We start from the raw sequence: 11,916 nt of genomic DNA on the forward strand, positions 1-11,916 counted from the left end.
GTCAGACGCGGTAGCGGCGCAGCACGGGCATCGCGACGGCCAGGGCCAGCATCACGGCCACGACGAGCAGACCGCCGCCGGCCACGGCCTGCCGGGCGCCGAAGGCGGAGCCCGCGCCGCCGTGCAGGACGTCGGCCAGCCGCGGGCCGCCCGCCACGACGACGGTGAACACGCCCTGCATGCGCCCGCGCATCTCGTCGGTGGCGGCGGACAGCAGGATCGCCCCGCGGAACACCATGGAGACCATGTCGGCGACACCGGCCACGACCAGGAAGGCGACCGCGAGCCACAGACTGCCGCTGAGCCCGAAGCCGGTGATGGCGACCCCCCAGACGACGACCGCGCCGATCACCATCCAGCCGTGCCGCCGGGCCCGCGAGAAGGTGCCGGAGAACAGTCCGCCGGCCACCGCGCCGATCGGGATCGCCGCGAACAGCAGACCGAGCGCGAGCCCTTCGCCGTACGGGGCGTACGTCTCGGCGGCGAGCTGCGGGAACAGGGCGCGGGGCATGCCGAACACCATGGCGACGATGTCGGCCAGGAAGGACAGCAGCAGCACCTTGTGCCCGGCGATGTAGCGGAAGCCGGCCACCACCTCGCGCACGCCCGCGCGCCGGACCGCCGTGCCCGCGAGCGGCGGCAGCGCGGGGAGCCGGTAGACCGCCCACACGGTGACGCACAGGGCCAGCGCGTCGATCAGGTACAGCTCGGGCAGTCCGATCACCGGGATCAGCGCACCGGCGAGCAGCGGCCCGACCACCTGCCCGGTCTGCATGACGGTCGAGCCGAGGGCGTTGGCGGCGGGCAGCTCGTCCTCGGGCACGAGGCGGGCGATGGAGGCGTTGCGGGCCGGGGCGTTGAGGCCCCAGAAGGCCTGCTGCAGCGCGAGCAGCAGCATCAGCGCGGCCACCGAAGCCATGCCGGTGACCGCCTGTATCCAGAAGAGCAGCGAGGTCACCGCGATGCCGGTGTTGGTGATCAGCAGCAGCTTGCGGCGGTCCATGGTGTCGGCCACCGCGCCGCCCCACAGGGCGAAGACGACGAGCGGCAGCAGCCCGGCGAGGCTCGCGGCGCCGACCCAGGCCGAGGAGCCGGTGATGTCGTAGATCTGCTTGGGCACGGCGACCGCGGTGAGCTGGCTGCCGACGGCCGTGACGATGGTCGAGGACCACAGCCTGCGGTAGGCCGGGCGGCGCAGGGGCCGGGTGTCCATGGCCCAGCGGCGCCATCCGCGCTGCCGCGTCCCGTCCGGCGCCGGGGCCTTCGCGTCCGGTTCGGTGCCGCTCTCGCTGCTGCTCTCGCTGGTGTCCACGCGCTTCCTACATGCTCGGTACATCTTTCGATTGCGAGGATCACTATCGCAGCTTCGTTCGAGCTCGTCGGGGCGCGTACGGCCGGATCCGGCCCGCTCAGGCTCCGGCGACGAGGGAGACACCGAGGACGATCATGGTGGCGGCCACCAGTCCGTCCAGGACCCGCCAGGCCGCGGGCCGGGACAGGAAGCGGCCCAGGTAGCGGGCGCCGAAGCCGAGCGCGGCGAACCAGACCAGGCTGGCGGCGGCGGCTCCGAGGCCGAAGGTCCAGCGCAGCGGTCCGCGGTCGGCGGCGACGGAGCCCAGCAGGAACACGGTGTCGAGGTAGACGTGCGGGTTGAGCCAGGTCAGCGCCAGGCAGGTGAGCACGGCCCGGCGGCGCGAGCCCGCGGCGTCGCCGTCCGCCCGCAGCGCACCGGACGGCCGGAACACCCGCCGGGCGGCCAGGGCCCCGTAGCAGAGCAGGAAGGCGCCGCCGATCCAGCCGACGGCGGTCAGCGCGCCCGGCCAGGCCACCACCACGGCGCCGACCCCGCCGACGCCCAGGGCGATGAGCACGGCGTCGGACAGCGCGCAGATGCCGACAACGGCGAGCACCGCGTCCCGGCGGGCCCCCTGACGCAGGACGAAGGCGTTCTGGGCGCCGATGGCGACGATGAGCGAGAGGCCGGTGCCGAAACCGGCGGCGGCCGCCGTGAGCGCGTTGTTCATGTCCTCGACGCTAGGCGGACGATCACTGGACGTACAGCTAAGGATTCTTACGTATCATTAGCCGATGTGATGACGACATGACGTCGGCCTACCCGCCGGCCTTCGCGGATCTGCCGCTGGACCACGTGCGCACCCTGCTGGCGGTGGTGGACGAGGGCACGTTCGACGCGGCCGCCGCCGCCCTGCACGTGACGCCGTCCGCGGTCAGCCAGCGGGTGAAGGCGCTGGAGCAGCGCACCGGCCGGGTGCTGCTCCTGCGCACCAAGCCGGTGCGGGCGACCGACTCCGGAGCCGTGCTGGTGCGGCTGGCCCGGCAGGTGGCGCGGCTGGAGCGGGACGCCTCGGCCGAGCTGGGCCTGAGAGGGGCGGGCGAGCCCACCCGGGTGTCGGTGGCGGTGAACGCGGACTCGCTGGCGACCTGGTTCCTGCCCGCGCTCACCCGCCTTCCCCCGGAGCCCGCGCTCTGCTTCGAACTGCGCCGCGAGGACGAGGGCCACACGGCGACGCTGCTGCGGGAGGGCGTGGTGATGGCCGCGGTGACGTCGTCACCCGAACCGGTGCCCGGCTGCACGGTCCGGGCGCTGGGCCGGATGCGCTATCTCCCCTGCGCCACCGCGGACTTCGCCGCCCGCCATCTGGCGGGGCCGCCGCGGGAGGTCGTCGCCGGGGCTCCCGTGGTGGTCTTCGACCGGCGCGACGACTTCCAGGACGCCTTCGCGCGGCGGCTCGGCCACGACGGCGCGAGCGCCGCGCGGCACTACGTGCCGACCTCGGAGGGCTTCGTCGAGGCGGTCGCCGCCGGGCTCGGCTGGGGCATGGTGCCGCAGCCGCAGGCGGAGCCCCTGCTGCGTACCGGCCGGCTCGTCGTCTTCGCCCCGGACCTGGCGGTGGACGTCCCGCTCTACTGGCAGCAGTGGAAGCTCGACTCCCCGGCGCTGGCGGCGGTGGCGGACGCGGTCACGACGGCGGCGGCGCAGGCGCTGCGGCGGTAGCGGACCCGGGCGGCCGTCGCAGCCACGCCGGTTTCGCCCCGCGGTCGACAGGTCACCCGCAAGGGAGTAAGCCATGCACGAGGGCGCGAACGATACCGATCGCAGGTGACTTTGATGGACAACTGGCGCGAACACGCCGCATGCCGGACGGAGGACCCCGACCTCTTCTTCCCGATCGGCACCACCGGCCCGGCCGCTTTGCAGACCGAGCAGGCGAAGGCGGTCTGCCGGACCTGTCCGGTCCGGGAGCAGTGTCTGCGCTGGGCGCTCGACACCGGGCAGACCCTCGGCGTCTGGGGCGGCACCAGCGAGCTCGAACGCCGGGCGCTCAAGCGGCGCGAGGCCGCCCGCCGGAGGTCCGGCTGATGCCCGGCGCCCGCGCCGGGCACCGGCCGGCGGGAGCGTCGTCGGCCGTGGGAGGACCGCAATGAGCGCGCGCGTGCGCCGCGTCTACGACCCGCCGGATCCGGACGACGGCGTACGGGTCCTCGTGGACCGGCTGTGGCCCCGGGGCGTGTCGAAGGATGCGGCGCGGGTGGACGAGTGGCCGAAGGGACTCACCCCGTCGACCGAGCTGCGCCGCTGGTACCACGCGGGCCAGGGCTCCTACGAGGAGTTCGCGCGCCGGTACGAGGCGGAGCTGAGCGCCCCGGAGGCGAGCGAACTCCTCGACCGGGTACGGAAGCTGGCCGAGGCGGGCGGCGTGACGCTGCTGACCGCGGCCAGGTCGCCCGGCGAGAGCCACGCCGCCGTGCTGCTCCGTCTCCTCGACTAGGGGCTGTCGTTTGGATCAGGCCGGCCGCAGCCTGCGTTGCCTTGTGGCCGCCCCGAGCGGGGGCGATAGGGGCACCTCCCACGCCCTTCAGGCAGTGGGAGAGCGCGTGCCGGACCCCGCGACCCCGGCCTGATCCAAACGACACCCCCGAGGAGCGAGGGCCGCGGAACGGCCGGCCGGCGGGTCCGCCGCTCAGGCGGTCTGCCGTGCCGCGGCCCGGCCCGCCGCCCGTCCGGAGAACAGGCAGCCGCCGAGGAAGGTGCCCTCCAGGGCGTTGTACCCGTGCACCCCTCCCCCGCCGAAGCCGGCCACCTCACCGGCGGCGTACAGGCCCTCGACGGGGGTGCCGTCGGCGTCCAGGGCGCGGGAGTCGAGGTCGGTCTGGATGCCGCCGAGGGTCTTGCGGGTGAGGATGTGCAGCTTGACGCCGATCAGCGGGCCGGCCGCCGGGTCGAGGAGACGGTGCGGGGTGGCGACCCGGCCGAGCCGGTCGCCGATGTAGCGGCGGGCGTTGCGGATGCCCTGCACCTGGGCGTCCTTGGCGTACGGGTTGGCCAGCTGGAGGTCGCGGGCCTCGATCTGGCGCCGGAGCGCGGCGGCGTCCAGGAGGGGTTTGCCGGTCAACCGGTTCATCTTCTCCACCAGTTGCTCCAGGTTCGGCGCGGTCACGAAGTCTGCGCCGTGGCGCAGGAACGCGTCCACCGGGGCCGGGGCACCCTTGCCGAGCAGGCGTTCGCGCAGGAAGCCTGCGCGGTCCTTGGCGGTGATGTCGGGGTTCTGCTCGGAGCCGGAGAGCGCGAACTCCTTCTCGACGATCTTCTGGGTGAGGACGAACCAGGAGTGGTCGTGTTCCGCGAGGCCCTCGGCCGTGCGCAGGTGGCGCAGGGTGCCGAGGGTGTCGTAGCCGGGCAGGTACGGCTCCGGCAGCCGGCGGCCGAGCGCGTCGAACCACATCGAGGACGGTCCGGGCAGGATGCGGATGCCGTGGCCGGGCCAGATCGGGTCCCAGTTGCGCACGCCCTCCGTGTAGTGCCACATGCGGTCGCGGTTGACCAGGCGGGCGCCCGCCTCGGCGCTGATGTCGAGCATCCGTCCGTCGACGTAGGCGGGGACGCCGGTGACCATCTCGGCGGGCGGGGTGCCCAGGCGCTCGGGCCAGTGGCGGCGGACGATGTCGTGGTCGGCGCCGATGCCGCCGGAGGTGAGGACGACGGCCCGGGCGGTGAGTTCGAACTCTCCGGCCGCGTCGCGGTTGGAGGCGACGCCGCGCGGTGAGTCGTCCGGGGCGAGGACCGTGCCGCGCACTCCGCGCGCGGTGCCGTCCTCGACGACCAGGTGGTCGACGCGGTGGCGGTGGTGGAAGGTGAGCAGTCCGTCGCGCGCGGCCTGCTTCGCGTACCGCACGAAGGGCTCGACGACCCCCGTGCCGGTGCCCCAGGCGATGTGGAAGCGGGGCACGGAGTTGCCGTGCCCGCCCGCCCTGAGGTCGCCGCGCTCGGCCCAGCCGACGGTGGGCAGGAAGGTGATGCCGTGCCCGGCCAGCCAGGACCGCTTCTCCCCCGCCGCCCACTCGACGTACGCCCGTGCCCAGCGCACCGCCCAGGAGTCCTCGTCCTCGGTCCGGTCGAATCCGGCGCTGCCCTGCCAGTCGTTCCAGGCCAGGTCGAGGGAGTCCTTGACGCCGAGCCGCCGCTGCTCCGGGGAGTCGACGAGGAAGAGGCCGCCGAAGGACCAGAAGGCCTGCCCGCCGAGGTTGGCCGCGTTCTCCTGGTCGACCAGGGCGACCCTCCTGCCCCGGCTGGTCAGCTCGTGGGCCGCGACCAGGCCCGCCAGACCCGCTCCGACCACGATGACGTCGGCATCCATGGCGACCGTCCCTTCCTGTTGTGTCGGTGACCCTGTGGTCAGTGACGCGTGCTGCCGTCGGTGAGCAGCGCGGTGAGCAGCTGTCCCAGCCAGACCCGGGCGCCCGCGACGTCCCGGTCCAGGAGCAGTTGGGTGGTGACCCCGTCGTACGCGGCGACCACGGCGTGCGCGGCCTCCTCGGCGTCGCCGGGCAGTGCGGTGTGTCCGCGGGCCCGGGCTAGCCGGTCGGCGATGGCCCGCCTGAGCCGGGCCCGGTGCTCCAGCAGGGTCCGGGCGACCTCCGGGTCGCGGGCGGCGTGCACCAGGAAGTCCGTCTTCACCAGGAGCCAGTCCCGGTCCAGGAGCAGCACCTCGGTGACGCGTTCCACGGCGGCGGGCACGTCCAGGCCGGGGCCGTCGGCGGCGAGGGCGGTGGTCACCTGCTCGGCGATCAGATCGGCCCGTTGCTCGTAGAGGGCGAAGAACAGCTCGTCGAGACTGTCGAAGTTGGAGTAGAAGGCGCCCCGGCTGTACCCGGCGGTCTCGCAGACCTCCTCGATCGACACCCGTCCGAAGCCCTTGGCGGCGAACACCGCGAACGCGGCGTCCAGGAGGTTCGCGCGGGTGCGCACGCGCCGCCTGGTCACCCGCCCGGTGGTCGCCTTCGCCGTCATGTCCGGACCCTTCGCTCGGTTCGATACGGGAATGTATCGGATACACCGGCGTATCGAAAGGGACGGTCGCGGGCCGGGGACCGCGCCATCGATAGAACGCATTTTCGAATAAGGAGTACGCTGGTCCCATGACCACGCACCACCTCCAGGGCTCGCTCTTCGACCAGACCGACGAGGTCCGGCTGGGCCCCCTCGACGGTCTGCGCCGCACCCACCTCGACCCGGGCGCCTGGATCGACCTGCTCCCCGGGTGGCTGAGCGGCGCCGACGCGCTGTTCGAGCGGCTGGCCGCCGAGGTCCCCTGGCGCGCGGAACGGCGCGAGATGTACGAGCGCGTCGTCGACGTACCCCGGCTGCTGGCGTTCTACGGCGCGGGCGACGCCCTCCCGCACCCGCTGCTGGCAGAGGCGCGCGACGCCCTGTCGGCCCACTACGCCGAGGAACTGGGCGAGCCGTTCACGACCGCGGGCCTGTGCCACTACCGCGACGGCCGGGACAGCGTCGCCTGGCACGGCGACCGGATCGGGCGCGGCGCGCGCCAGGACACCATGGTCGCGATCCTCTCCGTCGGCGCACCCCGGGACCTGCTGCTGCGCCCGGTGGGCGGGGGCGGCGAGACCGTGCGCCGCCCGCTGGGCCACGGCGACCTGATCGTGATGGGCGGCTCCTGCCAGCGCACCTGGGAGCACTGCGTCCCCAAGAGCACCCGCGCCGCCGGGCCCCGCATCAGCGTCCAGTTCCGCCCGCACGGCGTGCGCTGACGCCGGGCAACCGCCCGCGCCCGGTTTCTGGTTGGCTGTCCCGCGCGGGGACCACCGAACTGGAACGCGGGAGACCATGAGCACGGACGTACGGCAAGTGGCCGACGGCACCTACCTGGTGCACGGCGGCAACACCAACTGGGTCGTCCTCACCGACGGCGACGCGGTGACCCTCGTCGACACCGGATACCCCGGCGACCGCCGGGCCCTGCTCGACTCCCTGGCCGCCGTCGGGAGTTCGCCCGAGGCCGTGGCGGCCGTGCTGATCACCCACGCCCACAACGACCACCTGGGCTCGGCCGAGTACCTGCGTGCCACCCACGGCACCCCGGTCCTGCTGCACGAGGCCGAGGTGCCGCACGCGCGGCGCGACTTCCTCCAGCAGGTGTCGGTGGGCACGGTGCTGCGCAACGCCTGGCGGCCGGGCGTGCTGCCGTGGATGGTGCACGTGCTGCGCACCGGCGGCACCGAGCAGCACCCGGTGACCGCGCCCGCGGCCTTCCCGGCGGACGGCGCCCTCGATCTGCCCGGCCGGCCCGTGCCGGTGCACACCCCCGGGCACACCGACGGCCACTGCGTCTACCACCTCCCCGACGCCGGGGTGGTGATCTCCGGCGACGCGCTGGTCAGCGGGCATGCCATCTCCCGGATCGAGGGACCGCAGCTGCTGCCCGACCTGTTCCACCACGACCGGACGCGCGCGATCGCCTCGCTCGACGTCATCGCAGGTCTGGAGGGCGACGTGCTGCTGCCGGGCCACGGTCCGGTCCACCGCGGGCCGGTGAAGGACGCCGCGGCACGGGCCCGGGAACGGGCGTTCTAGAGTCGGGGCATGGCCTTGCAGATCAGCGCCACCAATCCGGAGCACCCCGCGCTCCTGCTCGAACTGCCCTGGCAGCTGCCGCTGGAGCAGTGGCCCGAGGAGTACCTCGTGCCGCTGCCCCGCGGCATCTCCCGGCACGTGGTCCGCTACGCGCGCGCCGGGGACGAGGTGATCGCCGTCAAGGAGCTGGCCGAGCGGCCCGCGCTGCGCGAGTACCAGCTGCTGCGCGACCTGGACCGGCTCGCCATCCCGGCGGTGGACGCGCTGGCCGTGGTCACCGGCCGCTCCGACGCCGCCGGTGAGGCGTTGGAACCGGTGCTGGTCACCCGGCACCTGGGCGGCTCGCTGCCGTACCGGTCGATGTTCGAGACGACGCTGCGCCCGGCGACCATGCACCGTCTGATGGACGCCCTCGCGGTGCTGCTGGTCCGGCTGCACCTGGCCGGGTTCGCGTGGGGGGACTGCTCGCTGTCCAACACGCTCTTCCGGCGCGACGCGGGCGCCTACGCCGCCTACCTGGTCGATGCCGAGACCGGCGACCTGCACCCGCGGCTCAGCGACGGGCAGCGCGACTACGACCTCGACCTCGCCCGGGTGAACATCAGCGGTGAACTGCTCGACCTGGAGGCCTCGGGGGCGCTGCACCCCTCGGTCGACCCGGTCGAGTTCGGCACCGAGATCTGCGCCCGCTACCGGAGCCTGTGGCAGGAGCTGACCCGTACCTCCGTGTATCCGGCGGGCAAGTACCACTACATCGAGCGCCGCATCCGGCGCCTGAACGACCTCGGTTTCGACGTGGCCGAGATGCAGATCGAGCATGCCTCCAACGGCGACACGGTCACCTTCGTGCCCAAGGTCGTCGACGCCGGCCACCACCAGCGCCAGCTGCTGCGCCTGACCGGCCTGGACGCCGAGGAGAACCAGGCCAGGCGGCTGCTGAACGACCTGGAGAGCTGGATGGCCACCCAGGACGACTACGCCCCGGGCGACCCCCTCGGCGCCCGTCCTGAGGTCCTCGCGCACCGCTGGGTGCGCGAGGTCTTCAGGCCCACCGTGCGCGCCGTGCCGGTGGAGCTGCGCGGTGCGATGGACCCGGCGGAGATCTACCACGAGCTGCTGGAGCACCGCTGGTACCTCTCCGAGCGGGCCCAGCACGACATCGGCCTGGACACGGCCGTCGAGGACTACCTGGTCAACATCCTGCCCAGGGCCCGGGAGACCCTGCAGCCCACGGCGGACTGAGCGGCGCGGCGGCCGCCGCTCACGTGTGCGGGACCACCGCCACCGGGCACTCCGCGTGGTGCAGCACTCCGTGCGCCACCGAGCCGATCCGGGCACCGACGGCCGTACGGCGGGCGCGGCGCCCGACCACCATCAGCTGGGCGTTCGCGGACACCGACAGCAGGACCTGGCCGGCGCTGCCCATCTCCACGTGCTCCACCACCGGAACGTCGGGGAAGCGCTCTCGCCACGGTGCGAGTGCCTCGCCGAGCGCCTTGCGCTCGTACTGCTCCAGGCCCCCGGCCTCGTCCGCGAGGGCCATCGAGCCGGGGCTGTAGGTGAAGACCGTCGGCAGGGCCCAGGCCCGCACGGCGCGCACGGTGGCACCCCGGGCGGCGGCCGCCTCGAACGCGAACCCGATGACGTCGGCGCTGTCCTCCGGCTCGCCCTGCTGGCCCACGACCACCTCGCGGCCCCCGGCCTCGGCGGCGGCCTCGTCACCGGCCCGTACGAGGACGACGGGCCGGGTCGCCTCGGCGATCACCTGCTGGCCGACCGAGCCGAGCAGGAAGCCGACCACCGCGCCGTGGCCGCGCGAGCCGAGGACCAGCGTCTCGGCGTCGGCCGCGGCGGCGAGCAGGGCCGCGACGGCGTCGCCCTCGCGGACGTCGGTGGTCACGGTGAGGCCGGGGTGCCGTTCGGTGACCGTCCCGACCGCCTGGGCGAGGGCGTCGCGCGCCCAGCCCTCCTGCGTCTCCCGGTCCACCGCCCCGGCCACGCCCTGCCCCTGGAAACGCCAGGCGTGCACGACGTGCAGCGGCGCGCCGCGGCGCACCGCTTCCCTCGCCGCCCAGGCCAGTGCGGCCAGGCTCTCCTCCGAACCGTCCGAGCCTGCCGTGATCGGGCGCGTCATGCGGGTCCCTCCCTGGGTCGCGGGAACGTCGTTCTCGCAGCCCAGTCTTCCCCAAGCCGTCCGCACGTCCGCGCGGGGGGAGGGGACGGACGCCGACGGCCTGCCCCCGCCGCCCGAGCGAGGACCCGCGATCGAACATACGATGGCCGCAGGCCGGTGCGGTGACGGGGACGCCGTGCCGTGAATCCGGCCGCTCGACGTGGGGGACGTATGGCACAGGCCGACGGGGAGACACGGACCGTCATCATGACCGTGGACGACGATCCGGGGGTCTCCCGCGCCGTCGCCCGCGACCTGCGGCGGCGCTACGGCGCCACGTACCGGATCGTGCGCGCGGAGTCCGGCGAGTCGGCGCTCGACGCACTGCGTGAACTGAAACTGCGCGGCGACCTGGTGGCCGTGATCCTGGCCGACTACCGGATGCCGCAGATGAACGGCATCGAGTTCCTGGAACAGGCCCTGGACGTGTATCCGGGCGCCCGGCGGGTGCTGCTGACGGCGTACGCGGACACCAACGCGGCGATCGACGCGATCAACGTCGTCGACCTGGACCACTACCTGCTCAAGCCCTGGGACCCGCCCGAGGAGAAGCTCTATCCGGTCCTGGACGACCTGCTCCAGGCCTGGCGCACCGGTGACCACCGTCCGGTGCCCAGCACCAAGGTCGTCGGGCACCGCTGGTCGGCGCGGTCCTCGGAGGTGCGGGAGTTCCTGGCCCGCAACCAGGTGCCGTACCGCTGGTACTCCTCGGACGAGCCGGAGGGGCGGCGGCTGCTGTCGGCGGCCGGGCAGGACGGGCAGCGGCTGCCGGTGGTGATCACGCCGGACGGGACTCCGCTGGTCGAGCCGGAGGCGCCCGAGCTGGCCGCCCGGGTGGGCCTGGCGACCACGCCGACGGCGGACTTCTACGACCTGGTGGTGATCGGCGGCGGCCCTGCCGGGCTCGGCGCGGCCGTGTACGGGGCCTCGGAGGGGCTGCGTACGGTGCTGGTGGAGCGGTCGGCGACCGGCGGGCAGGCCGGGCAGAGCTCCCGCATCGAGAACTACCTGGGCTTCCCCGACGGCGTGTCCGGCGGGCAGCTGACCGAGCGGGCCCGGCGGCAGGCGGCGAAGTTCGGCGCCGAGATCCTCACCGCCCGCGAGGTGACCGGCCTGGAGGCGAACGGCGGGGCGCGCGTCGTCCGGTTCTCGGACGGCTCGGCGATCGCCGCGCACAGCGTCATCCTGGCGACCGGCGTGTCCTACCGGCAGCTGACCGCGCCGGGCACCGAGGACCTGGCCGGCTGCGGGGTGTTCTACGGCTCGGCGCTGACCGAGGCGGCCTCCTGCCAGGGCCACGACGTGTACATCGTGGGCGGCGCCAACTCGGCCGGGCAGGCGGCGATGTACCTGGCCCGGGGCGCCAAGTCGGTGACCCTGCTGGTGCGCGGCGGCTCCCTGGAGGCGTCGATGTCGTACTACCTGATCCAGCAGATCGAGGAGACTCCCAACATCCGGGTGCGCTGCGGCACCCTCGTCGAGGGCGCGCACGGCGACGGCCACCTGGAGCGGCTGACGCTGCGCGACGCGGTCAGCGGCGCCACGGAACTCGTCGACGCGCAGTGGCTGTTCGTGTTCATCGGCGCGGCGCCGCTCACCGACTGGCTGGACGGCACGGTGCTGCGGGACGAGCGCGGTTTCATCCTCGCCGGGCCCGACCTCACCCCCGACGGGCGGCCACCGGCCGACTGGGAGCTGGACCGGCCGCCGTACCACCTGGAGACCAGCGTCCCGGGCGTCTTCGTGGCGGGCGACGCCCGTGCGGAGTCCGCCAAGCGGGTCGCGTCCGCCGTAGGAGAGGGAGCCATGGCCGTGATGCTCGTCCACCGGTACCTGGAGCAGTCGTGAG

The 11,916-nt window shown here is 73.9% G+C and carries 12 protein-coding genes; 7 read left to right on the forward strand and 5 right to left on the reverse strand.

Annotated features, from left to right (window positions below):
* Nucleotide 1: 1 nt before the first annotated feature.
* Both ACFYZ3_RS36145 and ACFYZ3_RS36150 read right to left on the reverse strand, forming a co-directional pair.
* Nucleotides 2-1,312 carry an MFS transporter gene (locus tag ACFYZ3_RS36145; protein WP_388526990.1) on the reverse strand — a complete coding sequence of 437 codons (1,311 nt, stop codon included), beginning with the start codon at nt 1,310-1,312 and terminating at the stop codon, nt 2-4.
* 97 nt (nt 1,313-1,409) lie between these two features.
* Nucleotides 1,410-2,024 (reverse strand): LysE/ArgO family amino acid transporter, encoded by a 615-nt coding sequence (locus tag ACFYZ3_RS36150; RefSeq protein ID WP_356864581.1) that lies wholly within the window; start codon nt 2,022-2,024, stop codon nt 1,410-1,412.
* A gap of 77 nt (nt 2,025-2,101) precedes the next feature.
* Between ACFYZ3_RS36150 and ACFYZ3_RS36155 the strand changes: the two genes are divergently transcribed.
* The 3 genes from ACFYZ3_RS36155 (at nt 2,102) to ACFYZ3_RS36165 (ending at nt 3,791) form a co-directional block, all read left to right on the forward strand.
* Nucleotides 2,102-3,016 (forward strand): LysR family transcriptional regulator ArgP, encoded by a 915-nt coding sequence (locus ACFYZ3_RS36155; protein ID WP_388526993.1) that lies wholly within the window; start codon nt 2,102-2,104, stop codon nt 3,014-3,016.
* Between the two features lie 114 nt (nt 3,017-3,130).
* Nucleotides 3,131-3,382, forward strand: coding sequence for a WhiB family transcriptional regulator (locus ACFYZ3_RS36160; RefSeq protein WP_361014681.1), 252 nt, complete (start codon nt 3,131-3,133; stop codon nt 3,380-3,382).
* 61 nt (nt 3,383-3,443) lie between these two features.
* A complete protein-coding gene (locus tag ACFYZ3_RS36165; RefSeq protein WP_388526996.1) occupies nt 3,444-3,791 on the forward strand; it encodes a DUF488 domain-containing protein in 348 nt (115 codons plus the stop codon).
* A 192-nt stretch (nt 3,792-3,983) separates the two neighbouring features.
* On the opposite strand, the gene ACFYZ3_RS36170 is transcribed toward ACFYZ3_RS36165, so the two are convergent.
* Together ACFYZ3_RS36170 and ACFYZ3_RS36175 are read right to left on the reverse strand one after the other, a co-directional pair.
* The gene (locus tag ACFYZ3_RS36170) at nt 3,984-5,657 is read right to left on the reverse strand and encodes an FAD-binding dehydrogenase (protein ID WP_388526999.1); all 1,674 of its coding nucleotides are present in this window, start codon (nt 5,655-5,657) and stop codon (nt 3,984-3,986) included.
* Between the two features lie 38 nt (nt 5,658-5,695).
* Complete coding sequence (locus tag ACFYZ3_RS36175; RefSeq protein WP_388527002.1) at nt 5,696-6,310, reverse strand: TetR/AcrR family transcriptional regulator; 615 nt, start codon at nt 6,308-6,310, stop codon at nt 5,696-5,698.
* Between the two features lie 128 nt (nt 6,311-6,438).
* Between ACFYZ3_RS36175 and ACFYZ3_RS36180 the strand changes: the two genes are divergently transcribed.
* The 3 genes from ACFYZ3_RS36180 (at nt 6,439) to ACFYZ3_RS36190 (ending at nt 9,136) form a co-directional block, all read left to right on the forward strand.
* The gene (locus tag ACFYZ3_RS36180; protein ID WP_388527005.1) at nt 6,439-7,071 is read left to right on the forward strand and encodes an alpha-ketoglutarate-dependent dioxygenase AlkB; all 633 of its coding nucleotides are present in this window, start codon (nt 6,439-6,441) and stop codon (nt 7,069-7,071) included.
* A 76-nt stretch (nt 7,072-7,147) separates the two neighbouring features.
* The gene (locus ACFYZ3_RS36185; RefSeq protein ID WP_388527007.1) at nt 7,148-7,894 is read left to right on the forward strand and encodes an MBL fold metallo-hydrolase; all 747 of its coding nucleotides are present in this window, start codon (nt 7,148-7,150) and stop codon (nt 7,892-7,894) included.
* Between the two features lie 9 nt (nt 7,895-7,903).
* A complete protein-coding gene (locus tag ACFYZ3_RS36190; RefSeq protein ID WP_109028928.1) occupies nt 7,904-9,136 on the forward strand; it encodes a DUF4032 domain-containing protein in 1,233 nt (410 codons plus the stop codon).
* 19 nt (nt 9,137-9,155) lie between these two features.
* Here ACFYZ3_RS36190 and ACFYZ3_RS36195 read toward each other — a convergent pair whose 3' ends face one another.
* Nucleotides 9,156-10,028, reverse strand: a complete 873-nt coding sequence (locus ACFYZ3_RS36195; RefSeq protein WP_388527010.1) for a universal stress protein — start codon at nt 10,026-10,028, stop codon at nt 9,156-9,158.
* 210 nt (nt 10,029-10,238) lie between these two features.
* Between ACFYZ3_RS36195 and ACFYZ3_RS36200 the strand changes: the two genes are divergently transcribed.
* Nucleotides 10,239-11,915 (forward strand): FAD-dependent oxidoreductase, encoded by a 1,677-nt coding sequence (locus tag ACFYZ3_RS36200; RefSeq protein WP_388527013.1) that lies wholly within the window; start codon nt 10,239-10,241, stop codon nt 11,913-11,915.
* Nucleotide 11,916 lies beyond the last annotated feature (1 nt).

The sequence above is a fragment of the Streptomyces sp. NPDC001599 genome (genome assembly GCF_042893535.1).
Lineage (GTDB): Bacteria > Actinomycetota > Actinomycetes > Streptomycetales > Streptomycetaceae > Streptomyces.